The sequence below is a fragment of the Acetoanaerobium noterae genome (assembly GCF_900168025.1).
Lineage (GTDB): Bacteria > Bacillota > Clostridia > Peptostreptococcales > Filifactoraceae > Acetoanaerobium > Acetoanaerobium noterae.
This window is the reverse complement of sequence record NZ_FUYN01000004.1, coordinates 50,643-76,202: the sequence shown is the minus strand read 5'-3', so window position 1 is coordinate 76,202 and position 25,560 is coordinate 50,643. Positions and strand designations below refer to the sequence as shown.

The following is a 25,560-nucleotide window of genomic DNA, read 5'->3' as shown; positions in this document are numbered from 1 at the left end:
AGATGTCAAGAGAGATAATTGCAAAAAGAGTAGCTAAGGAATTACACGATGGAGATGTAGTTAACCTAGGTATTGGAATGCCTACATTAGTTGCAAATTATGTAAGTGATGATATAGATGTTGTTTTTCAATCAGAAAATGGATTTGTTGGTCTTGGACCTGCACCAGCACAGGGAGAAGAAATACCTAATCTAGTAAATGCGGGAGCTCAGCCAGTTAGTATTAAAAAAGGCGGAGTATTTTTCGATTCAGCGATGTCTTTTGGAATAATTAGAGGTGGTCATGTAGATGTAACTGTTCTTGGAGCACTTCAAGTTGATGAAAAAGGAAATCTTGCAAATTGGATGATCCCAGGGAAAATGGTTCCAGGTATGGGTGGAGCCATGGATTTAGTAGTAGGAGCAAAAAAAGTAATTGTTGCTATGGAGCATACAGCAAAAGGCAAGCACAAAATTCTAAAAAACTGTAATCTTCCTCTTACAGCCAAAGCTCAGGTTAACTTAATTGTAACTGAGATGGGCGTAATGGAAGTTACTGAAAATGGATTATTACTAAAAGAAATAGCTAAGGACATTACAGTAGAGCAGATTCAAGAAGCAACTGAAGCAACTCTAATTATTGATAAAAATTTAAAGGTTATGGAAGCATAAACCTATATATACTTAGCTCTATTACCATTATGGTATATAGAGCTTTTTACGTTTATTGTGTATAATGTAATATAGGTAAATTTTAATTTTGATAATATAAAAGCTTTTAAAGTTAAAAATAAAATTGGGGCGTAGTGATGAAAAATAAATTATTTTTTGATATAGGGTATGTTAAATTAAATAAATATGGTGAAGAGCTTTGTGGAGATAAAATGGAGATACTTCCAAGAGAGCATGGGGTTATCTCTATTTTATCTGATGGTTTAGGTTCAGGAGTAAAGGCTAATATTTTAGCTACATTGACCTCTAAAATTGCAATTACAATGCTTAAGCAAGGAGCTACAATTGAAGAGGTTGTAAACACCATTATAAATACTCTACCAGTATGTAAGGTTAGAGGACTTGCATATTCGACATTTACAATTATATACGGCATTAATTCAGGCAAGGTTTATATTGCTAGATTTGATAATCCGCCTGTATTTTTAAAAAGGGATGGAGCTGTAACGTTAATCGAAGGCGATGATGTTCAAATTGCTGATAAAAATGTAAAAGAGGCTGAATTTAATATCAAGGATGGGGATACTATAATTGCAATTAGCGATGGTATTTTGCACGCAGGCATCGGAAGAATAATGAATCTAGGGTGGCAAGAGCCAGAATTAGCTGCATATATTTCAAAGCTACCAGACGAGCTTAGCGCTATGAGTATTGCAAAAAAAATAATTACAACCTGCAACGATCTTTATGGAGATTTGCCTCAAGATGATGCTAGCTGCATGGTACTAAAATATCAAAAACCAGAAAAAGTAACTTTATTTACTGGACCGCCAGTAGAAAAAAATGACGATACTAAAATTGTTTCCGAGCTTATGTATGGAAAAGGAAAAAAGATTGTATGTGGAGGCACAGCCGCATCTATTGTTTCGAGGATACTAGAAAAGCCTGTTAATATAGACATGAGCAACAGCAATCCCGATATACCTCCAATTGCATATATAAAAGGCATAGATTTAGTTACAGAAGGGGTATTGACATTAGCCAAAGCGCTCGAGATTCTCGAGGATTATAAAAGCTCAATTTCTCATATAGATGACATGTTTACAAATGATAAAAATACAAATGCTGTGTATATGCTACTTAAAATTTTACTAGATGAAGCTACTCATATTAGAATTTTATTTGGAAGAAGAGTAAATCCCGCGCATACAGAAATAGGATTTCCTGAGGACATAAGTTCAAAACATGATATAATAAAAAAGCTTGCAGAAATTCTAAAAGAATTTGGAAAAATTGTAACAATTGAATACTATTAATGATGGAGTGGTGAATAAATGCAATTTGTAACAATAATGTTCATGGTAATTATAGGTGCCGTTATAGGATGGATTACAAACATCCTAGCTATTAAGCTTTTATTTAGACCTTTAAGACCTTATAAAATACCTTTACTTAATTATGAAATTCAAGGACTTCTTCCTAAAAGGAAAGCTGAAATTGCGAGTAATATAGGCAAAACAGTGGATGAAGAATTGCTTTCTATAGAGGATATTTTAAATAAAATGATTGAAGATGAAGATAAGAGTAATATAGTTAAAGCAATAAAAATAAGAGTTAATATGATAATTGACGATAAGATGCCTCCTATTATGCCCTCTACTTTTAAAAATATGATTAAGGAATACGTGGATACTGTAGTGGAGGAAGAAATTGCTTCTCTTATAAATGATTTAAGTGAGGATTTGATTCATAAAGCAACAGCTAGAATCAATATCAAGGAAATGGTAGAAGACAGAATTAATGCTTTCGAAATGGAAAAAATAGAGGATATAATATTATCTATTGCAAAAAAAGAATTAAAGCATATAGAACGTTTGGGTGGAATACTTGGTGGTTTAATTGGACTGATTCAGGGTATAATTGTCATAATGATAAGATAGTTATTGACAAGTTATTTATAATTACGTATAATCCAAATAAATGATACAGCTATGATTAGGACAAGTAGTGGATTTGCTTTCTTTCAGAGAGAGAGGTAGTAGGTGTGAGCCTCTTAGAATGTACCCATGAATACCACCTATGAGCTTTTTCCGAAATAAGGAAAACGTGAAGGCACGTTATAGCCTACAAGAGTTACTTGAGAAATCAAGTTAATTTGGGTGGAACCGCGATAATTAATCGCCCCATTATTTGGGGTGATTTTTTTGTACCCCAAATTAATAAAAACTTATATCGTATAAAATTTATATTAACTAATAAAAGGAGGAAAAGTTATGATAAAGATTGAATTAAAAGATGGTTCATTAAAAGAATTTGAAAGTGGCATCAGAGCCATAGATGTAGCAAATAGCATAAGTGAAGGCTTAGCAAGAGCTATAGTGGGAGCTAAAATCAACGGTGAAGTAAAGGACTTGAAAACTCCTATAAATGATGATGCTAAATTAGAATTTGTAAAGTTTGAAGATAAGGATGGAAAAGAAGTATTTTGGCATACTTCTACTCATGTTATGGCTCAAGCAATTAAAAGATTATATCCTGAAGCTAAGCTTGCTATTGGGCCAGCTATTGAAAATGGATTTTACTATGACATAGATTTAGAGCATAGATTATCTCCAGAGGATTTAGAAAAAATTGAAGCTGAAATGAAAAAAATAGTTAAAGAAGAATTTGAAGTTGAACGCTATGAGCTTCCTAAAGACGAAGCTATTGACTTCATGAAGAAGCTAGGTGAAGACTATAAGGTAGAGCTGATTGAGGGATTGGAAGAGGGAAGTACAATATCTTTTTATAAACAAGGAGAATTTACAGACCTTTGTGCAGGACCTCATCTTCCAAATGTAAAGAAAGTAAAAGCCTTTAAGCTTTTATCTGTAGCGGGGGCATATTGGAGAGCTGATCAAAGCAATAAAATGCTTCAAAGAGTTTACGGTATTGCTTTTGAGAAAAAGAAAGATTTGGATGATTATATCCAGATGATGGAGGAAGCAAAACTTCGTGACCATAGAAAGCTAGGTAAAGAGCTGGAGCTGTTTACACTTCTTGATGAGGGTCCAGGCTTTCCGTTCTTCTTGCCAAAAGGAACTGTTTTAAAGAATAAATTATTAGAATATTGGAGAGAAGTTCATAGAGAAGATGGCTATGTAGAAATAGAAACTCCTATAATCTTAAATAGACAATTATGGGAAACTTCTGGCCACTGGTTTAATTATAAGGAAAATATGTATACTGTAGAAATCGATGAAGAGGATTTTGCAATAAAACCTATGAACTGCCCTGGAGGGATGCTGGTTTATCAAACAAAAATGCGTTCTTACAAGGATTTCCCTATAAGAATGGGAGAAATAGGTAGAGTTCATAGACACGAATTATCAGGGGCTCTGCATGGACTTATGAGAGTAAGAGCCTTTACTCAAGACGATGCCCATATATTTATGCTACCTGAGCAGATTAAAGATGAAATAAAAGGGGTAGTAAGCTTAATAGACAAAATTTATAAGACATTTGGTTTTTCATATCATCTTGAGCTATCAACTAGACCTGAGAAATTTTTAGGCGAAATTTCTATGTGGGATGAAGCAGAATCAAATCTTAAAGCAGCTCTTGAGGAGCTAGGACTTCCTTATATCATAAACGAAGGAGATGGCGCTTTTTATGGCCCTAAGATTGATTTCCATCTTAGAGATTGTATAGGTAGAACTTGGCAGTGCGGAACTATTCAGCTAGACTATCAGTTACCTGAAAGATTTGAGCTTTCTTATATTGGTAAGGATGGAGAAAAGCATAGACCTGTAATGATTCATAGAGTTGCCTTTGGAAGCATAGAGAGATTTATAGGTATTTTAATTGAGCACTATGCAGGAAAATTCCCGCTTTGGATAGCTCCAGTTCAAGTAAAGATCCTTCCTATATCAGATAAGTTTATGGATTATGCTAAGCAGATAGAAAAGGCTATGTATGATGCTAAGATAAGAGTTGAGCTAGACGATAGAGCAGAAAAAATAGGCTACAAAATTAGAGAAGCTCAGCTTGAAAAAGTGCCTTACATGATAATTGTAGGAGAAAAAGAGCTTAATGAAGGAAATATTTCTGTTCGCTCAAGAGATTTAGGAGATTTAGGTTTTAAAAATACTGATGATTTCTTAAAAGAGCTGAGTGAAGAAATTATTTCAAGAAAAACTAACCAGTAATAAAAAGGGGATTAATGCTATGTTTATAAAATATGAAGAGCTGCTCCTTAATTCAAAGCCAGCAGCATTTACAACATTATATGAAGGCTTAATTATAAACTATGCAGGGATAAACCAGTTTACTAAGAGTATTCACCCTTTATATGATAGGAAGAATAATATTCATGAGAGAATTGCTAGTGTTGAGGCTATTCTAGCAAACTACAATCAAATACCTGAATATAGAATTGTATTTCAAAAAGACTATCAGGAATTTGATGAGGAGCTTTTTCGAAATGGTTATGAAAGAAGTGGTCATGGAACTGTAAAAATGATAGATATAAAGCCACTTCAAAATGAGCTATTTACGTTTGCGAATTTCATTCAAAACGGTGTATTTATAGAAGAAGAAATTAAAGATTTTTGGATAGATGATTTTTCTTATCTCATGAATTATTCACAAGTAGAAGATAAAATTTTCAGAGATTCAATAAAAAGACTTATAGTACCTTGCAGTACCTTTACTCTTATAGAGGAAAATACACTTATAGGTCAAGCTTATGCTACATTTCAAGAAAACTATATGATAATAAATAGTATAGTTATAAATAAGAAGACTAGAAATCTTTCATATGGAAAGAGGCTTCTTATGAGCATGCTTAGCTATGCCTTAAAAAGAGGAGCAGAAATTGCAATAGCTGATGTTGATTATTTAGACACAGCAGGGAATAAGCTCTTTGATAAAGTTAAATTTGAGGATATTTATGGATATTGCTACAGGATTAAAAGAATAACTAAATAAAATATTTGACAACCCAGAATTATATTGATATAATTACTAAGGTTGATTAATGAAGTAGAAGTATCCGCTTCTCACCTTATTGCAAATGAGCGTATAAGGTTATGATAAAGGATGTTATTATGTCTTTATTTGCGGATAGCTTATGCTATCCGCATTTTTTATATGATACTATATTTTATTTATTGGCCAATTTGGAGGTGTATGATTATTAAGGAACAACAAATCAATGAGCAAATTCGCGACAAAGAATTACGTGTTATCGATGAAGATGGTACTCAGCTTGGTATACTGTCAGCTAAAGAAGCTCAGAATTTGGCTACACAGAAAAACTTGGATTTAGTAAAAATTTCACCAAATGCAAATCCACCAGTTTGTAAAATTATGGATTTTGGCAAATTTAAGTACGAAATGGCCAAAAAAGAAAAAGAATCAAAGAAAAAACAAAAGGTAGTTGTAATCAAAGAGGTAAGACTTAGACCCTCTATTGAAGAGCATGATTTATCTACTAAAGCTAAAATGGCTTATAAATTCTTAGAAAACGGAGACAAAGTTAAAGTGTCTGTACGTTTTAGAGGTAGAGAATTAGGACATAAAGAAATAGGGGTTGAAGTAATAAATAAGTTTATTGATCTAGTTAAAGAAGTAGGAACACCTGATAAGGCTCCACGCCTTGAAGGAAATACTATGATTGTTATGCTAGACCCTAAAAAAAATTAGCATTTAAAGTACTAGAAGGAGGAAAAACACATGCCTAAAATGAAAACTCATAGAGGAGCCGCAAAAAGATTCAAGGTTACTGGCTCTGGGAAATTAAAAAGAAGCAAAGCTTTTACTAGCCACATCTTAACAAAAAAATCTGCTAAAACAAAAAGAAAACTTAGACAAAGTGGTATTGTAACTAAAGGTGACCAAAGCAGAATGGCACAATTACTACCATACCTATAAAAACTACGATAAGAAGGAGGTTAACATAAAATGGCAAGAGTTAAAAAGGCACTTAATGCAAGAAAAAAACATAAAAAAATACTTAAGCTAGCAAAAGGATTCAGAGGTGGAAGAAGTAAACTTTTCAGACCTGCTAATGCTTTTGTAATGAAGGCTCTTAAGCATGCATATTCTGGAAGAAAGTTAAAGAAAAGAGATTTCAGACAGATGTGGATAGCTAGAATAAATGCAGGAACAAGAATGCATGGATTAAGCTACTCAAGATTTATGAATGGTCTTAAAATTTCAGGAATCAACTTAAATAGAAAAATGTTATCTGAAATGGCTATAAATGATCCTCAAGGTTTTGAGAACCTTGTTAATACAGCAAAAAAAGCTTTAAATGCATAATTTATAAGCTTAAAAAGCATCTAGATATAAGTTAAATTACTTATAATCTTGGTGCTTTTTTTATGTTAAAAAATTTATTATTGTGGTAAATATAAAAAATGGCATGGAACTTGCTTTGTATAATTAATACTTGAAATTAGTTGTTTACTAGGAGGTGTAGATTTGCATTTACAAAATATTGTAATTGAAAAAAAATCAGATGTAGCATGGATAAAAATTAACAAACCAGAATCACTAAATGCTCTGGATGAAAATTTGATTTCAGAGCTTAAATATGCATTTGAGACTACGGGCAAGGATGATGAGGTTTCGGTGATAATTCTAATAGGCGAAGGTAAAGCATTTGTAGCTGGAGCAGATATAGAGCAAATGAGCAGCATAAATCCAAATAGAGCTAGAGAATTTGCAAATCATGGAATGGAATTAATGACTTATATAGAGAATTTAGAAAAGCCTGTAATAGCTGCCGTAAATGGTTTTGCTTTAGGAGGAGGATGCGAGCTTGCCTTAGCTTGCGATTTGAGAATCGCAAGTAGTAAAGCTAAATTTGGACAACCAGAAGTAGGCTTAGGAATAACACCAGGCTTTGGAGGAACTCAAAGACTATCTAGGTTAATAGGTAGCTCGAATGCCAAGTTATTAATTTATACAGGGAATATTATAGATGCTAATGAGGCTTATAGAATGGGACTTGTAAACTCTGTAGTAGAACCAGATTTGCTTATAAGCACTGCAGAAGAGCTTGCATCCAATATAGCATCAAAATCTCAAATGGCTGTAAAATATTCAAAAACAGCAATTAATAAAGGTATTCAGACAGACATTGATACTGGTCTTGAAATAGAAAAAAACCTTTTTGCGCTCTGTTTTGCTTCTCAAGATCAAAAGGAAGGTATGACAGCATTTTTAGAAAAAAGAAAACCTAATTTCAAATAATAAGGAGGTAGTAACGTGAAAATATGTGTAATTGGCTCAGGAACAATGGGTAATGGCATAGTACAAACCTTTGCTACAAAAGGTCATAAAGTAGTAATTAAAGGACATAGACAAGAATCACTAGATAAAGCTATAGCAAGCTTGGATAAGGGTTTATCTAAGCTTGTAGAAAAGGGAAAAATCACAAGTGAAGATAAAGATATAACCATGTCTAATATATCTACTACTTTATCTTATGAAGATATAAAGGATGCAGATTTAGTTATAGAGGCAATAGTAGAAGATATCAAAGTGAAAGAGACTGTATTTAAAGAACTAGATGAAATTTGTGAAGCTAAAACTATTTTAGCAACAAATACCTCATCGCTTTCTATAACAGAAATTGCTTCTTTTACTAAAAGACCAGAAAAAGTTATAGGAATGCATTTCTTTAATCCAGTTCCGGTTATGAAACTTACAGAAATAATCACAGGACAAAAAACATCAGTTGAAACTTTTGATACAGTTTTTAAGATAGCTTCAGATATAGGAAAAGTTCCTGTAAGAGTAGAAGAGTCTCCTGGCTTTGTTGTAAATAGGATTTTAGTTCCTATGATTAATGAAGCAGTTGGAATTTTATCAGAAAATGTTGCTTCCAAAGAAGATATTGACGAATCAATGAAATTAGGGGCTAACCATCCGATAGGACCATTAGCTTTAGCAGATCTTATAGGTTTAGATGTATGCCTAGCTATAATGGAAGTTCTTTATAATGAATTTTCAGATTCAAAATACAGACCTCATCCATTACTTAAGAAAATGGTAAGAGCAAACAATCTTGGAAGAAAAACTGGAAAAGGATTTTATGAATATTAATATATAATTGGAGGTTAAATTATGAGAGAAGTTGTAATCGTAAGTGCTGCTAGAACACCTATAGGTTCTTTTGGCGGAAGCTTGGCTGGAGTTTCTGCTGCTGAGCTTGGAATAACAGCAGCAAAAGGGGCTATTGAAAAAGCAAAAATTGACCCAAAATTGATTGATACTGCGATAATTGGTAATGTGCTTTCAGCTGGACTAGGACAAAATATAGCAAGACAAGTATCATTAGGTGCTGGCATGAGCTATGAATCATCATCATTAACTATTAATAAAGTTTGTGGCTCGGGCCTTAGAGCGGTTTCTATGGCAGCTCAATTTATAATGCTTGGAGATGCTGAAGTGGTTTTAGCTGGAGGAACTGAAAGTATGACAAATGCTCCTTACTGCAGTAGTTCAATGCGCAGCGGGGCTAGAATGGGAAATGCTCAGATGGTTGATACTATGATTAATGATGCTCTTACAGATGCATTTAATGGATATCATATGGGTATTACTGCAGAGAATATAGCTGAAAAATGGAATCTTACTAGAGAAATGCAAGATGAATTTGCTCTGGCGAGTCAGTTAAAAGCACAAAAAGCGATAGAGGAAGATAAGTTTAAGGATGAAATAGTTCCAGTAGTAATCAAGTCTAGAAAAGGCGAAGTTATAGTTGATAAAGATGAATATCCAAAATTTGATATGACCATTGACAAGTTACAAAAATTAAAGCCTGCATTTAAAAAAGATGGTACAGTGACAGCAGGAAATGCTTCTGGAATCAATGATGGCGCAGCTATGATGATAGTAATGTCGAGAGAAAAAGCTGATGAGCTAGGTTTAGAAGTAATGGCAACAATTGCTTCTTACTCATCTGCTGGAGTAGATCCAGCTATAATGGGATACGAACCAGTTCCAAGCACAATAAAAACATTAGAAAAAGCAAATATGAAGATTGAAGATCTAGATTTAGTAGAAGCAAATGAAGCATTTGCAGCTCAATCACTTTCAGTAGTTCAAGATTTAAAATTAAATCCAGAAATAGTAAATGTAAATGGTGGAGCTATTGCTTTAGGACATCCAGTAGGAGCTTCTGGAGCTAGAATACTTACTACATTATTACACGAAATGAAAAGAAGAGATGCAAAAAATGGACTTGCTACTCTTTGTATTGGTGGAGGAATGGGAACGGCTATAGTTGTAAAAAGATAACAGATAGTTCAAACTTATAATAACATCATGAAAGCAAAGTAAATAGATTTTAATTTTAACCTATAAAAAGGAACTGATATGATAAAGAGCTTATGCAATAGATTGATTAAAGCTAATATAAAATCAATTATTGTAGTATGGCAATTATCCTCAGTTCCTTTGTTCATATACTTCAAATTTATAATAAAAGTGGTTAGTGTAAATAAAATGAACATTGATTTATAAGTTTTAAATTTTAAAATTAAATGTGTAATATTAATAAACATATAAACAGCTTTATGTTCAAATAATGAACATAAAGCTGTTTGAAAAAATTAAACTAAAGTTCTAAACTATTATATAACTCTTTAATCTATATTTTTATAATAAAAGTCATACTCCAGTAATAGCAATATGGTTTTTTGAACTATATAGTATAATGAGTAGGATTTAAAATAAAATAATAGTTTACAAATTAACCATTTAAATAAGTAGATAAAGCATTGATTTCAAAGCAACTGAATAAATTATAAAATTTTTTATAATTTATGTTAAAAAATTGGCATTAAATTTGCTTTTATAATTTATTGCAAAACTAAAATATAAATAAAATGATTAATAATCAAGAAGACAAAGACTATTAATTGTTAAATTAATAATTAACAAAGGAGGAATAAAAATGGAATTTGGTTTTTCAAAAGAGCATGCATTACTAAAACAAATGTATAGAGAGTTCGCAGAGAATGAAGTTAAACCTCTAGCTGCTGAAGTTGATGAAATGGAAAGATTTCCAGTTGAGACAGTAGAAAAAATGGTAAAAGCGGGGTTTATGGGCATTCCTTTTCCTAAGAAATATGGTGGAGAAGGTGGAGATAATTTAGGTTATGCTATGGCTGTAGAAGAGCTTTCTAGAGTTTGTGGAACTACTGGGGTTATTGTTTCAGCTCATACTTCACTTGGTGCTCATCCAATATTTGAGTTTGGAACTGAAGAGCAAAAAGAAAAATTCTTAGTTCCATTAGCTAAAGGAGAAAAATTAGGAGCTTTTGGACTTACAGAGCCTAACGCTGGTACTGATGCTGCAGGGCAACAGACAACAGCTGTATTAGATGGTGATGAATATGTACTAAACGGTTCTAAAATATTTATAACAAATGCTGGATATGCTCATACATATATAATTATGGCTATGACAGATAAAAAAGCTGGAACAAGAGGAATTTCTGCTTTTATAGTAGACGCAGATACACCTGGATTCTCTGTTGGACCTAAAGAAAAGAAATTAGGAATCAGAGGCTCAGCTACTTGTGAGTTGATTTTTGAAAATTGCAGAATTCCTAAAGAAAATATATTAGGTAAAGAAGGCATTGGATTTAAAGTTGCCATGAAAACATTAGACGGTGGAAGAATAGGTATTGCGGCTCAAGCACTTGGAATTGCTCAAGGAGCTCTAGATGAAACAATTCATTATGTAAAAGAAAGAAAGCAGTTTGGAAGATCAATTGCTAATTTCCAAAACACACAATTCCAGTTAGCTGATATGGCAGCAAAGATTGAATCTGCTAGACTATTAGTTTATAAAGCAGCATACAATAAAGATAAAGGACTTTCTTATTCATATGAAGCGGCTATGGCAAAATTAGTTGCTGCGGAAACAGCTATGGAAGTTACAACTAAAGCAGTTCAGCTTCATGGAGGGTATGGTTATACTAGAGAATATCCAGTTGAGAGAATGATGAGAGATGCAAAAATTACTGAAATTTATGAAGGAACTTCTGAGGTTCAAAGAATGGTAATTTCTGCGGCATTATTAAAATAAAAAGGAGGTTATTTCTAATGAATATAGTTGTTTGTATAAAGCAAGTACCAGATACTACTGAAGTTAAATTAGATCCAAAAACTGGAACACTTATTCGTGAAGGAGTTCCATCAATTATAAACCCTGATGACAAGAGCGGACTTGAAGCAGCTCTACAATTAAAAGATAAGCACGGTGCTCATGTTACAGTAATAACTATGGGACCTCTTCAAGCTGATGCAGCTCTTAGAGAAGCTCTTGCTATGGGAGCTGACAGAGCTATACTTCTTACAGATAGAGCATTTGCTGGAGCAGATACCTGGGCAACATCATCAGCTATAGCTGGTGCACTTAAAAAAATAGATTTTGATTTAGTAATAGCAGGAAGACAAGCAATAGATGGAGATACAGCTCAAGTTGGACCACAAATAGCTGAGCATTTACAATTACCTTCAGTAACTTACGTTGAAGACGTGCAGCTTGATACTGATTCAGTAATAGTAAAAAGAGCGTTTGAAGACGGTTATCATAAAATTAAAGTAAAAACTCCTTGCCTTATAACTACTCTTAAAGAAATGAATGAATCAAGATATATGAGAGTTTCAGGAATCTATGATGCTTTTGCTGATGACAAGGTTGAAATTTGGACTGTAAATGATATTGAAGTCAATCCAGAAAACTTAGGTCTTAAGGGTTCTCCTACAAAGGTTAAGAAATCATTTACAAAAGGTGCTAAGACAGCAGGAAAAGTATTTGAAGTTGATTCAAAAGAAGCAGCTAAAATAATCATGGACAAATTAAAGGAAAAATATATTATTTAATAATAATTTATGTGAGGAGGTTGAAACAATGAATTTAGCAGATTATAAAGGCGTTTTAGTTTATATAGAGCAAAGAGACGGAGAAATTCAAAAGGTATCATTAGAATTGCTTGGAAAAGGAAAAGAGTTAGCTGAAAAATTAGGTGAAAAGCTAAGTGCTGTGGTTTTAGGCCATAACATTAAGGCTCTTGCTAATGAATTAATTTATCATGGAGCAGAAAAGGTTATAACAGTTGATCATGAAGTTCTAAAGAATTTTACAAATGAGCCATATACAAAAGCACTTACTGCTGTAATTAATAATGAAAAACCAGCTATTGTTTTAGTTGGAGCTACATCAATAGGTAGAGATATTGCACCTAGAGTATCTGCAAGAATACATACAGGACTTACTGCTGACTGTACTTCTTTAGATATCGATGATGAGACAAGAAATTTAATGATGACAAGACCAGCATTTGGTGGAAATATTATGGCAACGATTATTTGTCCTGACCATAGACCGCAGATGTCAACTGTTAGACCTGGAGTTATGCTTAAGCTTGAAAGAAATACTTCAAATACAGGTGATGTAATTGATTTTGATGCGGATTTAAATGCACAGGATTTAAATGTTGAAGTGCTTGAAATAGTTAAGGAAGATCATAAAAAAGTAAATATTGAAGATGCTAAAGTTTTAGTATCTGCAGGAAGAGGTATTGGTTCAAAAGAAAATATGAGTCCTTTATATGATTTGGCTGATGAACTTAAAGGAGAGGTTTCGGGCTCTCGTGCTGTTATTGATAACGCATGGCTAGATAAAGATAGACAGGTAGGTCAAACAGGTAAAACTGTAAGACCAGATTTATATTTTGCTTGTGGAATATCAGGCGCTATTCAGCACATTGCTGGTATGGAAGAGTCTGAGCTAATTATAGCAATTAATAAAAACCCAGATGCTCCAATTTTTGAAGTTGCAGACTTAGGTATAGTAGGAGATGTAGCTAAAGTTCTACCTCTTCTTACTGAAGAGCTTAAGAAATCAAAAAAAGAGCAGTAAATATAAAATATAATAATTTAAATTAAAAAGCCTTATTTCTGAGAATAAATTACATTCTTAGAGATAAGGCTTTTTTGATTGTTAGCTTTTAATTAAATGTATATAATAATTTTTATTCTTTAGTATTATATTGTAAATTTAGAGGCTTCTGATTCTAATGATTTAGCTATTTCTTCAACTTGTGATATTTGATTAGATATATTATCAAAGTTTTTAACTTGAGATACTATATCATTACTTGCTTCTTCAACAGAAATAGCATTATTTTGTGTAGTTTCCGATAGCTCATTCATAGCTTGCTGCATTTGCTCAGTTACTTCGAATTGCTTTCTTGATGATTCTGTTATTATAGCTATTTTTTCAGCCATATTTTTTATCTCGCTAAATATCTTTCCAAATTCTTGGTTAGTATCATGAACTTTTGCTACACTATCTTCAACTAAAGTATTTTCTTGAGACATAATTTTATCTGCTTGGCTTATGTCAACTTGGATTTCATCAATTAGAGAACTGATTTTTTGAGCTGACTGATTACTATTTTCGGCCAATTTACCAACCTCGTTTGCTACTACTGCAAAACCTCTTCCATGCTCCCCGGCTCTGGCAGCTTCTATAGATGCATTAAGGGCTAATAAATTTGTCTGCTCTGAAATTGATGTAATTATATTTACTATTTCACTTATTTCTAAAGATGAAGCCTTTAATTTTTCGATAACTTTATAAACTTCGTTTGAAGATTCTTTAACCTTACCTATAGAAGAAACAATTTCGACCATTTCTTTTTTCCCATAATCAACAGAATTTAACGCTGATTCAGTGGATTGTGAAGCCTGCTTAACTTGTTCAAATACAATCTGAGAAGTATCAGTAATTTCATTAATTGATGCAGTTGCCTCTTCAACTATACTAGCATTATTTTGAAATCTTCCAGACATATCGTTAAGCTGAGTAGAGATATTGTCTATACTTGCATTTGACAAATCCATCGCAACAGCTAAAGATTCTGTTGCACTCATAAGTGATTTTGAATCATTTACGACTTCTTTAATTATACTTTGCTGATTATCTAGCATTTGATTTAATGTAGTTGCAATTTCTCCGATTTCATCATTAGATGTAACCTTTACTCTTGAAGTTAAATCACCAGAGGAAATAAGATGCATTGTTTCTACAAGTTTAGGGATTGGTTTTAAAGAGTTTTTAATTACACTATATAGTACCACTCCAATTACTAGTATACCTAAGATAACCATAATTATACTTTGGTTTGTAGATTTGTTAACTTGTTTCATTGCAATGTTTTCATCGACAGTAACTCCAAGCGACCAACCATTGGCATTCAAAGGAGAATATGATATTATATGACTTTTTCCATCGTAATCATATGTTCCTATACCAGTATTACCAGATATCATTTGCTTGCCAATTTCACCTAGATTACCGCTTATTTCAGTTATATTTTCAGTTAGTATTTTTTCTTCATTAGGGTGATATAATACTAAGCCCTGGGTATCGACTAAAAATGCATAGCCTTCGTTTTTAATTGTGTGCTGACTAATTATGGAAGGTAATTGATCGATAGCGAGGTCTATTCCAAAAGCACCAAGGAGCTCGCCGTTGTCATACACTGGAGTTGCAATAGTAACAACCATTTTGTCAGTAATTGCATCCACATAAGCATCAGTATATATGAGTTTGTTTGCTTCCTTCATTTGCTTAAACCATCCACGATCCTTAAGTGAAAAATCACCCATACCTACCCAGCCATCTTGAACCAAAATAGTATTTGCCTTTATAGGACCAACATAAATAGATAGTATGTTTTCATCTAAACTTTTTATTATGTTCAGCTCGTTTAGAACATCAGCGTATCCAGGATATGTAGATAACAGCTCCCTGTCTTCAGCTACTTTCATAAATTCCTTAAAGGTACTATTAGTTGCTCCTTGGATAACTAAAGCACCACTTTTTTCAAAAAATTGGTTTATTGAAGAAGAAATTAATGAAGACTCCGAAATTAAGTTTTGCTCAACTGTTTTTTTAGAAAAATTGATATTTGAGCTAATATTTAAATAAAAAGTTACAGAAAAAACTAATATTACTAAAGATAGACTGCTTATTAATACCTTGTTGACCAGACTTCGATTTTTTGCCACAACGAAAAACCCCCTCAAATGTAAAAAAAATTAAACTGCAAGTTCATTTTAACATATTGCTAATTTTCAGACTATAAAGTATTTCTATAAAAATATTATTATATAGATAAAAATAATAATACAAATTAATAATTCTAGAATTATTATAAAAAATAGCATATTCATAATGATTATTTAGATTAATAACTAAGCTTTTTAAAATATAAAAATACTTTCAAAGCATGATTGAAATATATATTGTTTGAGTTATAATATAATGTGTTAACAAAAAAAGGAGAACGATATGATAAGATTACCAAAAGATAAGCATAAATATGAATTTTCTGCATCGCAGATTATTGTTATAGGTTTTGCAATTGTAATCCTTATTGGGGGAATTCTGCTTAATCTACCTATTGCCTCAATTAATAACGAGAACGTTGGTTTTTTAAATTCTATATTTACTGCTACTTCAGCAGTCTGTGTGACAGGTCTTGTTGTGGTTGATACAGGGACGTATTGGACTACCTTTGGGAAAATTGTGATAATGCTACTTATTCAAATTGGTGGATTAGGATTCATGTCCGTTGCGACTCTTGGAGCTATGCTACTTGGAAAAAAAATATCTTTAAGAGAAAGACTTATAATAAAAGAATCATTGAATCAAAGTACATTATCAGGGGTAGTTAAACTCACAAGACAAATGCTATATGGAACTTTTTTTATAGAGTTTATAGGAGCCCTTATGCTATCCTTTAAATTTGTTCCTGTATATGGATTAAAAAAGGGTATATTTTATTCTGTATTTCACTCTGTATCTGCTTTTTGTAATGCAGGCTTTGATTTAATTGGTGGAGGAAGGTCTCTTATTCCTTTTGTAGATAGCGGTATAGTTAACATTACAATAATGCTACTAATTATTCTAGGTGGACTTGGGTTTACAGTAATATTTGATGTTGTAGCTAAAAGAAGCTTTAGAAAGCTTAATTTACATTCAAAAATAGTTGTTACATTAAGTTTTATTTTAATTGCTATATCATTTGTTTTATTTTTTATAATGGAGAGTTCAAATCCAGATACTATGGAAAATCTATCCATCAAGGGAAAAGTATTAGCATCATTGTTTCAGTCAGTAACACCAAGAACAGCTGGTTTTAATACCATAGATTTAGCAGGTATGGAAAATAGTTCGAAATTATTAACAATTATCCTTATGTTTATCGGAGGCTCCCCAGCTTCAACAGCAGGTGGAATAAAAACATCTACACTTGCAATTTTAATTCTTGCAGTAAGAACGCTAATTGTGGGTAAAGAAAATGTTGAAATATTTGGTAGGAGAATTTCTTATAGAGCTGTAAATAAATCATTGGCTGTAGTTTTTATAGGGCTATTTGTAGTTATAAGTGGCACTATGATATTATCACTTACTGAGCCAGCACAAGATTTTTTAACTATACTATTTGAAACTGTTTCAGCCTTTGGAACGGTTGGTTTGTCGTTAGGGATGACTTCGTCAATGAGCAATATTGGCAAAATATTAATTATTTTTACTATGTTCATTGGAAGAGTAGGGTCATTGACAATACTTTTAGCACTTGCAAGCAATGAGAAAAAATCCTTATATAATTATCCAGAAGAAAAAGTTATTGTAGGTTAGGAGATAAAATTAGATGAAAAATTATGTTGTTATTGGGTGTGGAAGATTTGGATCATCAGTTGCTAAAACCTTATATAGTTTAGGACATGAGGTCTTAGCAATAGATAAGAATGAAGAAAAAATTCAAAATATAGCTGAACAAGTAACACATGCTGTAGAAGCTGATTGTACAGATGAAAATGTGCTTAGGTCTTTAGGCATTAGAAATTTTGATGTTGCAGTAATAAGTATAGGCTCTGATATTCAGTCATCTATAATGGCTACATTGATTGCTAAAGAGCTAGGCGTTCATTATGTGCTTTGTAAAGCTCAAAACGAGCTTCAAGCAAAAGTACTCTATAAAATAGGTGCTGATAGGGTTGTTTTTCCAGAAAGAGATATGGGGATAAGAGTTGCCCACAATTTAGTATCTCAAAATGTTTTAGAGTACATTGAACTAGATCCACACTATTCAATTGCAGAAATTGTTGCACCTTCGAAATGGATAGGAAAAACGATAGGAGCTCTAGATTTAAGAGCTAATTATGGAATTAATGTTATGGCTGTAAAGCATGGAATGCAGATTAATATTTCTCCAGAAGCTGAGGATGTTTTAAAACCAGGTGATATATTAGTTGTAATAGGAAAGAACGAGCAAATAAATAAGGTTGAAGAAAGAGGCTAATATGAAGAGTATTGAATCTTTTGATAATCCTAAATATAAGCTAGCTATATCTCTTATGCAAAGCAAATATAGAAAAAAAAATCAGATGTTTTTAGCTGAAGGCTTAAGAAATGTTGAGCTTGCTGTTGATAATCCTAAGACGATTAATCTCATCTTTATCCAAGAAGATAGAATAAATGAACCTAGATATTCTAATATAATAAAAAATATGGTAGATAAATCATTTGTTGTTCCAAGCAAATTAATGGAGACAATAAGCGATACCGTTACCTCGCAAGGAATAGTTGCTATATGCAATTTTGAAAGCTTTATGATTGACGATATTGATTTTAATAACGATGTACTTATATTAGATAAAATTCAAGATCCCGGTAATCTTGGAACTATTTTAAGAACAGCAGATGCCGCAGGGATTAGTACTGTAATATGCACAAAAGGTACAACTGATATATATTCTCCAAAGGTAGTTAGATCTGCTATGGGTTCACTTATGCATTTAAAAATTCTATTCATTGATGACTATGAAAGTTTAAATATTCTTAAAAAAAATGGTTATAAAATAATTTCATCATCATTAGAGAATGCCTTAGATTATAATGTACTTAGCACAATACAGTCTAAAATCGCTATAGTGCTTGGAAATGAAGCTAATGGCATAGATAATAAACTACTAAACCTCTCTGACTTAAAGGTTAAAATTCCTTTATATGGAGCAGCTGAATCTCTCAATGTAGGAATAGCTGGAGGAATTTTAATGTACAAACTTAAAGAAAGAACGTTGTTTTAGATTAATAATTATGATAATATATTTAAATATCTAAATAAAATATAGCTATGACGAAGAAAAGTATTTATTAATAGCATTTCAGAGAGAGAACGGTTGCTGAAAGTTCTTATGACTGTTAATGAAGAAGTTCACTTCTGAGCTAAAAGCTGAAAATATTATGTAGGCTTTTCGCAAGAAAAAGCGATAAAATATCAACGAGAGTCCTTTGATTCAGGGTGGTACCGCAATTTAATTGCCCCTGACTGTTAAAGGTCTTTTTTTATACATTAAATTATCAAAGGAAGGTGTAAAAATGAAAACCAAATTAAGTCAGCTTAGAGAAGAAGCTTTAAAGTCTTTAAGTGCAGTTGAGGAAATGGATATTTTAGAAAATTTAAGAGTTCAATATATGGGGAAAAAAGGTGAGCTAACAAATATATTAAAAGAAATGGGAAAGCTATCGGCAGAGGAAAGACCTGTAATTGGTAAAATTGCAAATGAAGTTAGAGAAGAAATTGAAAGCATTATAGAAGAAAAAAAATCGTCTCTAAAGCTTGCTGTAATTAACCAAAAGCTTAAAACAGAATCGATAGATGTTACAATCCCAGTAAAAACAAAATTTGTAGGCAAAATCCATCCTATTACAAAGGTTGTAAGAGAAATGGAACAGATTTTTATGTCCATGGGTTTCTCTGTAGTGGAAGGACCTGAAATTGAAACTATTGAGAACAATTTTGATGCGCTTAATGCTCCGAAAAATCATCCATCAAGAGATATGTCAGACACATTTTATATAAGTGAAAACCTGCTTCTTAGAACTCAAACTTCACCTGTTCAAGTTAGAACAATGAGAGAGAATAATCCTCCAATTAGAGTAATATCTCCAGGAAGATGTTTCAGATGTGATACTCCAGATGCAACTCACTCTCCAATGTTTCATCAGTTAGAGGGCTTAGTTGTAGATAAACATATAACATTTGCGAACTTAAAATCTACTTTAGAAGAATTTGCTTATAAATTTTTTGGCCCAGACACAAAGACTAAGTTCAGACCACATAACTTTCCATTTACTGAACCGAGTGCTGAAATGGATATAAGCTGTTTCAAATGCTCTGGAAGTGGTTGTCCTACATGTAAAGGCGAAGGCTGGATGGAAATTTTAGGCGCTGGTATGGTTCATCCAAATGTGCTTAGAAACTGTGGAATTGACCCTGAAATATACAGCGGATTTGCTTTTGGTATGGGTGTTGATAGGATTGCAATGACTAAGTACGAAATAGATGATATTAGATATTTATATGAAAATGATATGAGATTTTTAAGTCAATTTTAAGGAGGAATGAACAATGAAAGCACCTTTAAAATGGTTGAAAAAATATGTTGATATAGATGTTGATGTGAAATCTTTTTCTGACGCTATGACCATGTCAGGAACAAAGGTTGAGGGTTATGAAGAAGTAGGAGAAGATATAAGCAATGTTGTTATTGGTAAAATAACAAGCATAACTCCACACCCAGATGCCGATAAGCTAATTATTACTAAAATAGATACAGGAAGCTCAGAAGTTCAGATAGTAACAGGAGCAAAAAATGTTAGCATAGGAGATATAATACCTGTAGCACTTCACGGATCGACTTTACCTGGAGGAATCAAAATTAAGAAGGGCAAATTAAGAGGAGAGGTATCTGAAGGTATGCTTTGCTCGGCAAAAGAGCTTGGTATAGACGAAAAGTATGTAGATATTGAATCTAGAGATGGAATATTACTTTTAAGAGGAGAATATACCCTTGGAGATGATGTTAGAAAAGCATTATTGTTAAATGACTACATAGTTGAATTTGAGCTTACATCAAATAGACCAGACTGCCAATCTATCATTGGTCTAGCACATGAAGTTTCTGCAACATTAAACAAGGATGTAAAACTACCAGAGAGTGATTTTAGGGAAATTGATAAGGCTATAGAGTATGAAGTAAAGGTTTTAGATAAGGATTTATGTCCTAGATTTATTATTAGAGAAATTAAAGATATTGAAATAAAGCCTTCACCTTATTTTATGCAAAGATGCTTGATTGAGTCTGGAATCAGACCAATAAACAATATAGTTGATATTACGAATTTTGTAATGCTTGAGTATGGACAGCCTCTGCATGCTTATGATGCATCGAAGCTTTCGACAAAGGAATTTGTAATTAAAAGAGCAAGTGACAATGATTCTTTCTACACGCTTGACGATTTAGAAAGAAAACTAGATTCTGAAATGCTCATGATTACTGATGGACAAAAGAACATCGGTATAGCTGGAGTTATGGGTGGTCAAAATTCAGATGTAAGTGATACAACAACTCACATTGTTCTTGAAAGTGCAAATTTTAATGCAGATAACATAAGACATACTTCAAAAAAGCTTAATTTAAGAACGGAAGCATCAGCAAGATTTGAAAAAGGAATAGATTTATCTAGGGCTGAAGAAGCAATTAATAGAGCATGTCATCTTATAGATTACTACGGATATGGTAAGGTTTTATCAGGAAAAAAAGATACTTTAGAAAATGAGATTGAAGTTAAAACTGTAGTTGTTAGTATTGATAGAATTAATAAACTGCTTGGAGAGAAGCTTAGCCCTGAAAAAATGTCTGAAATTCTAAGTAAACTCAAATTCAAAACTGAGATTCAAGGCAATAATCTAAGTATTGAAGTTCCAGAGTTTAGATTAGATATAGATATGGAAGCAGATATTGTAGAGGAAATTGCTAGATTATATGGATATAATAATATATTGTCACAAAATATAGTTGGAGAGCTTACTTCAGGTGTTAAAACTGAGGATAGAATATTTGAAGATCATATTAAGGATGCAATGATGTCAAACGGCTTAACAGAGGTTTTAACATATTCATTTGTTAGCCCGACATCTTTAGAAAAAATTGGAGAAAATCTTTCTAATGCAGTTAAGCTTATTAATCCTCTCGGTGAAGAAACCTCGGTTATGAGAACTAGTTTAGTTCCAGCTATGCTAGAGATTTTATCTAGAAATTTATCTAGAAAAGTAGATTTCTTCAGTGGTTTTGAGGTAGGAAATATTTTTTCTAACCCTGATGCTCCTGTTCAAAAGAGAGCTATAGTGGCTGGGGTTTATGGAAAAGAAGAAGATTTCTTTACTATGAAATCAAGATTAGAAGGAGTATTAGATTATATTGGTATAGAATCTAGAAGTTATCAGCCATTTTCAGAAAATGAGTTATATCATCCTATGAGATGTGCTCAAATCTCATCCGGAGATGAACAAATAGGTTTTATAGGAGAAGTTCACCCTCTTATTGCTGAAAAATTTGACATTAAAAAAAGAGTTTATTTATTTACCTTAGATTTTGATATAATATCAGGGATAAGAACTAAGCTGAAGCTGTACAAGCAGGTTCCTAAGTTTCCTGCTATAAAAAGAGATATTGCTCTTGTTGTATCTGAAGAAATAGCAGTAGGAAGTATCGAAAACTTAATTATTTCTAAAGGAAATAGCTTAATTGAAAAAGTTGAATTATTTGACATATATATGGGAGATCAAGTTCCAAAAGGGAAGAAGTCAGTTGCATATGGAATAACCTATAGAGCACTAGATAGAACTCTTACAGATGAGGAAATAAACTTAGTACAATCAAAGATTTTAACTCATTTGGCAGATGAACTTGGAGCGCATCTTAGAGAAATTTAGTTTTTATGCAGTTTTTATTTGTATTCTTCTTCAAATATAGTAAAATAAACTCATAAGATACAATAACAGTGGAGGGTTTTTCATGAACAAAGTAACTGTAAAAATAGCGAATCACGAATATACTATAGTTGGAGAAGAAAAGAGAGAATATTTATTACAGCTAGCAGCTCATGTGGATGAACAGATTGAAGCTACTGCCAAAGCTAATCCAAAGCTTAGTCAGGTTATGACAGCAGTACTTACTTCGATTAATATAGCGGATGAATATTATTCTGAAGTAAGAAAAAATCTGGAATTCAAAAAAACTCTTAGCGAGCCTATTAAGGAGCTTGAGGATTGTCAAAATCAAATTAAAAGCCTTGAAAGAGTAATTGCACTTAAAGATGATGAGCTTGGAAAAAAAGACATAAAAATAGAGGAATGGAAAGTTTTAGCTACTGAAAAAGACAATGAAATTGCGAGCTTAAAATCTAATATTATCGAAACCGAGCATAGACTGATAGAGGCAGAAGAAATAGTTAATGACTTTCAAAATAGACTGTATGAGCTACAATTAAAGATAGTAGACTTAGAGGAAAAAAAATAAAACAATAGAATATTTTAATTCAAATTAGCCTTCATAATTATTAATGAAGGCTCTTTTGCAGTTTTAACAAACTGTTATTATTAGTATAGTAAGGTTTTTTATAACCATTAGTAATTTTCAGGATTGCTCTTATGGTTTAGTTTATTTATCGGAGGTTTAAATGAAAAAAATTGAGCTTTTAGCTCCAGCAGGAGATGAAGAAGCACTAAAAGCCGCAATAATGGCAGGAGCAAATGCCGTATATATGGGCGGAAGCAGATTTGGAGCAAGGGCTTTTGCAGGAAATTTTGAGGACGATAAGCTAATAGATGCAGTCGATTACGCACACCAAATGGGGGTCAAAATATATATTACTGCCAATACTATTATTAAGGATGAAGAAATAGGTGATTTTCTAAATTATATTGATTTTTTGTATGAGATTGGTGTAGATGCAGTTATATTACAAGATTTAGGAATGATAGATATAATAAGTAAAAGAATTCCTGATTTGGAATTACATGCATCTACTCAAATGACAGCAAGTACAGCTCAAGATGTATTGTTTTTAAAGGAACTAGGTGTATCTCGAGTTGTTTTATCAAGAGAGCTCAGCTACGATGAAATATCGGCTATAAAAGCTGAAACTAAAGTTGAAGTTGAGGCTTTTGTGCATGGAGCCTTATGCGTTTCTTATAGTGGGAAATGTCTGTTCAGCAGTATGAATGGCATGAGATCGGGCAATAGAGGAATGTGCGCTCAGCCCTGCAGAGAGCCATATAAAGCAACAGTTGAAAATAAACCCCTACTTGATAAAGAGTATGTTTTTAGTACAAAAGATTTAAATACCTTAGATATATTGGAAGATTTAATTGATGCAGGCATAGATTCATTAAAAATCGAAGGTCGTATGAAAAGAAGTGAATATGTTTTTGCTGTCACTAGTGCTTATAGACAAGCGATTGATAATGTTATAATGAAACATGAGCCTAGTATATCTTCATTAGATATGAATTATAGCGCAGTCGAGCTTGATAAAGTATTTAATAGAGATTTTACAAAAGGCTATATCGGCCAAGATAAGGGTAGTAAAATAATGAACCATAAGTTTCAAAAATATGTTGGAAAGCCTGTTGCAAAGGTAATTGAGTATGATAGAAAATCAAAACGATTGATGCTAGAGCTACTTGATACTCTTACGAAAGGAGATGGCCTTAATACAGGTGAATTTGTAGGTAGAATTCTAAAAAAAGATACTATTGTAAAAAGTGCAGATAAAGGTGAAATAGTAGCAATTGATTCTATCAAGAAATTTGAACCAGGTTTTATTGTATATAAAACATTTGATAAAATCTTTATGGACGATATTAGTAGCAGGATGTCTAGAGTAAAAAAAATACCTATAAAAGCATTTGTAGAAATTAGGAATAATAAATACCCAACATTAATATTGAACGATTATAAAGGGAACACTGGCGAGTATAAATTGGAAGAGTATACTACTACTGCTTTAAATAAACCAACAACAAGAGAATCAATAATTGACCAGATTCAAAAAATGGGAGATACTCCTTTCTTTGTTGATAGCATAGAAGTTTCAGTTGATGAGAATATATTTATACCAATAAAAACATTGAATTTACTTAGGAGAGAGGCTGTTTCACTTTTAATTGAATCCCAGTCTAATTCAAGTAAAAGAGTTGTTGAATCTAAAAGTGAATTTAATCCAGCTAAAATAAATCATTCTAAAAAATCAAAAAAAGAGCTAAAATGGTCAGTTCTAATTCATAAACAAGAACAGTTTGAGGCTGCAATTAAATTTAATGTAGATAGAGTCTATGTTCATGGATATAAGCTTTATAGGTTGCTATCAAAAAAATATCCAAATAAAAACATTTATTACGCCCTTCCACCTGTTATAAAACAAAGTGATATAAGCATAATTGATAAAATGCTAAAAAGTAATTCCAACATCAAAGTTCTTCATTCTTCACTAGGATATATTGAATTGCAGATTTTTGAGAACGTGGTATTAGACTATCCTCTAAACCTACTCAATTCATTTTCTCACAATCTTATGCATAAGAAGTCATGTGAAACTACAATTACACCCGAGATGATTTTTTCAATCGGTGGTAGCTTAGATTATATTGACGATATGCAAATGGTGGAAATGCCTGTTTATTTATATCCAAAGCTTATGATAACTGAATATTGTCCGCATAAAAATGATGCTGGAGTTTGTAAATATAAAAAGTGTATGCTTGAGCATACACAAATAACAAGTAAACAAAGCGAAGAATATGTACTAAAAAAATCAATAAATTGTAAAACTATACTATATCCTTCTAAACCAAAGCACATAAATATTAACGCTGTAAATAATTTTATAGATAAAGGATTTAGTAAATTTAGAGTTGAATTATTAAATGAATCATATGATGAAACAATTAATATATTAGAATCTTATCTTTAAATATAT

The 25,560-nt window shown here is 32.2% G+C and carries 22 protein-coding genes and 3 other annotated features; of the genes, 21 read left to right on the top strand and 1 reads right to left on the bottom strand.

Going from position 1 to position 25,560, the window contains the following annotated elements; genetic code table 11:
- The first annotated feature begins 2 nt into the window (after positions 1 to 2).
- From B5X47_RS08855 to B5X47_RS08790, 14 genes are all read left to right on the top strand, one after another.
- Positions 3 to 650, top strand: coding sequence for a 3-oxoacid CoA-transferase subunit B (locus tag B5X47_RS08855; RefSeq protein WP_013361337.1), 648 nt, complete (start codon positions 3 to 5; stop codon positions 648 to 650).
- A 137-nt stretch (positions 651 to 787) separates the two neighbouring features.
- Positions 788 to 1,966 (top strand): SpoIIE family protein phosphatase, encoded by a 1,179-nt coding sequence (locus B5X47_RS08850; RefSeq protein ID WP_013361338.1) that lies wholly within the window; start codon positions 788 to 790, stop codon positions 1,964 to 1,966.
- 18 nt (positions 1,967 to 1,984) lie between these two features.
- The gene (locus B5X47_RS08845; RefSeq protein WP_079589789.1) at positions 1,985 to 2,590 is read left to right on the top strand and encodes a DUF445 domain-containing protein; all 606 of its coding nucleotides are present in this window, start codon (positions 1,985 to 1,987) and stop codon (positions 2,588 to 2,590) included.
- A gap of 42 nt (positions 2,591 to 2,632) precedes the next feature.
- Positions 2,633 to 2,839, top strand: a binding site (T-box leader).
- A gap of 84 nt (positions 2,840 to 2,923) precedes the next feature.
- On the top strand, positions 2,924 to 4,837 hold the full coding sequence (thrS, locus tag B5X47_RS08840) for a threonine--tRNA ligase (protein WP_079589788.1): 1,914 nt from the start codon (positions 2,924 to 2,926) through the stop codon (positions 4,835 to 4,837).
- Between the two features lie 19 nt (positions 4,838 to 4,856).
- Positions 4,857 to 5,618: a GNAT family N-acetyltransferase gene (locus B5X47_RS08835; protein WP_079589787.1), complete on the top strand. Its 762-nt coding sequence runs from the start codon at positions 4,857 to 4,859 to the stop codon at positions 5,616 to 5,618.
- A 46-nt stretch (positions 5,619 to 5,664) separates the two neighbouring features.
- Positions 5,665 to 5,785 (top strand) — a sequence feature (ribosomal protein L20 leader region).
- Between the two features lie 34 nt (positions 5,786 to 5,819).
- Positions 5,820 to 6,335 carry a translation initiation factor IF-3 gene (infC, locus tag B5X47_RS08830; protein WP_079589786.1) on the top strand — a complete coding sequence of 172 codons (516 nt, stop codon included), beginning with the start codon at positions 5,820 to 5,822 and terminating at the stop codon, positions 6,333 to 6,335.
- Positions 6,336 to 6,365: 30 nt separating this feature from the next.
- Positions 6,366 to 6,563: a 50S ribosomal protein L35 gene (rpmI, locus tag B5X47_RS08825; RefSeq protein WP_013361343.1), complete on the top strand. Its 198-nt coding sequence runs from the start codon at positions 6,366 to 6,368 to the stop codon at positions 6,561 to 6,563.
- Between the two features lie 30 nt (positions 6,564 to 6,593).
- Entirely contained in the window at positions 6,594 to 6,953 is a 360-nt protein-coding gene (gene rplT, locus B5X47_RS08820) for a 50S ribosomal protein L20 (protein ID WP_013361344.1), read from the top strand.
- 162 nt (positions 6,954 to 7,115) lie between these two features.
- Entirely contained in the window at positions 7,116 to 7,889 is a 774-nt protein-coding gene (locus B5X47_RS08815; protein WP_079589785.1) for an enoyl-CoA hydratase-related protein, read from the top strand.
- A gap of 15 nt (positions 7,890 to 7,904) precedes the next feature.
- Positions 7,905 to 8,744 carry a 3-hydroxybutyryl-CoA dehydrogenase gene (locus B5X47_RS08810; protein ID WP_079589784.1) on the top strand — a complete coding sequence of 280 codons (840 nt, stop codon included), beginning with the start codon at positions 7,905 to 7,907 and terminating at the stop codon, positions 8,742 to 8,744.
- 21 nt (positions 8,745 to 8,765) lie between these two features.
- Complete coding sequence (locus B5X47_RS08805) at positions 8,766 to 9,941, top strand: acetyl-CoA C-acetyltransferase (protein WP_079589783.1); 1,176 nt, start codon at positions 8,766 to 8,768, stop codon at positions 9,939 to 9,941.
- 658 nt (positions 9,942 to 10,599) lie between these two features.
- On the top strand, positions 10,600 to 11,739 hold the full coding sequence (locus B5X47_RS08800) for an acyl-CoA dehydrogenase (protein ID WP_013361348.1): 1,140 nt from the start codon (positions 10,600 to 10,602) through the stop codon (positions 11,737 to 11,739).
- A 17-nt stretch (positions 11,740 to 11,756) separates the two neighbouring features.
- Entirely contained in the window at positions 11,757 to 12,539 is a 783-nt protein-coding gene (locus B5X47_RS08795; protein WP_013361349.1) for an electron transfer flavoprotein subunit beta/FixA family protein, read from the top strand.
- Positions 12,540 to 12,567: 28 nt separating this feature from the next.
- Positions 12,568 to 13,578, top strand: a complete 1,011-nt coding sequence (locus B5X47_RS08790) for an electron transfer flavoprotein subunit alpha/FixB family protein (RefSeq protein WP_079589782.1) — start codon at positions 12,568 to 12,570, stop codon at positions 13,576 to 13,578.
- A 125-nt stretch (positions 13,579 to 13,703) separates the two neighbouring features.
- Here the strand turns inward: B5X47_RS08790 and B5X47_RS08785 are convergent, their stop codons facing one another.
- Positions 13,704 to 15,734, bottom strand: coding sequence for a methyl-accepting chemotaxis protein (locus B5X47_RS08785; protein WP_159446445.1), 2,031 nt, complete (start codon positions 15,732 to 15,734; stop codon positions 13,704 to 13,706).
- 283 nt (positions 15,735 to 16,017) lie between these two features.
- On the opposite strand from B5X47_RS08785, the gene B5X47_RS08780 reads away from it, so the two are divergent.
- The 7 genes from B5X47_RS08780 to B5X47_RS08750 all read left to right on the top strand — a co-directional run bounded on the left by B5X47_RS08780 (position 16,018) and on the right by B5X47_RS08750 (position 25,554).
- Positions 16,018 to 17,370: a TrkH family potassium uptake protein gene (locus B5X47_RS08780; RefSeq protein ID WP_079589780.1), complete on the top strand. Its 1,353-nt coding sequence runs from the start codon at positions 16,018 to 16,020 to the stop codon at positions 17,368 to 17,370.
- A gap of 13 nt (positions 17,371 to 17,383) precedes the next feature.
- The gene (locus tag B5X47_RS08775; protein WP_079589779.1) at positions 17,384 to 18,034 is read left to right on the top strand and encodes a potassium channel family protein; all 651 of its coding nucleotides are present in this window, start codon (positions 17,384 to 17,386) and stop codon (positions 18,032 to 18,034) included.
- A 1-nt stretch (position 18,035) separates the two neighbouring features.
- Complete coding sequence (locus tag B5X47_RS08770) at positions 18,036 to 18,821, top strand: TrmH family RNA methyltransferase (protein WP_079589778.1); 786 nt, start codon at positions 18,036 to 18,038, stop codon at positions 18,819 to 18,821.
- A 38-nt stretch (positions 18,822 to 18,859) separates the two neighbouring features.
- Positions 18,860 to 19,064: a binding site (T-box leader), on the top strand.
- A gap of 49 nt (positions 19,065 to 19,113) precedes the next feature.
- Positions 19,114 to 20,133: a phenylalanine--tRNA ligase subunit alpha gene (pheS, locus tag B5X47_RS08765; protein ID WP_079589777.1), complete on the top strand. Its 1,020-nt coding sequence runs from the start codon at positions 19,114 to 19,116 to the stop codon at positions 20,131 to 20,133.
- A gap of 13 nt (positions 20,134 to 20,146) precedes the next feature.
- Entirely contained in the window at positions 20,147 to 22,513 is a 2,367-nt protein-coding gene (gene pheT, locus B5X47_RS08760; protein WP_079589776.1) for a phenylalanine--tRNA ligase subunit beta, read from the top strand.
- An 82-nt stretch (positions 22,514 to 22,595) separates the two neighbouring features.
- A complete protein-coding gene (locus tag B5X47_RS08755) occupies positions 22,596 to 23,099 on the top strand; it encodes a cell division protein ZapA (protein WP_013361357.1) in 504 nt (167 codons plus the stop codon).
- 160 nt (positions 23,100 to 23,259) lie between these two features.
- Positions 23,260 to 25,554, top strand: a complete 2,295-nt coding sequence (locus tag B5X47_RS08750; RefSeq protein WP_079589775.1) for a peptidase U32 family protein — start codon at positions 23,260 to 23,262, stop codon at positions 25,552 to 25,554.
- The last annotated feature ends 6 nt before the right edge of the window (positions 25,555 to 25,560 follow it).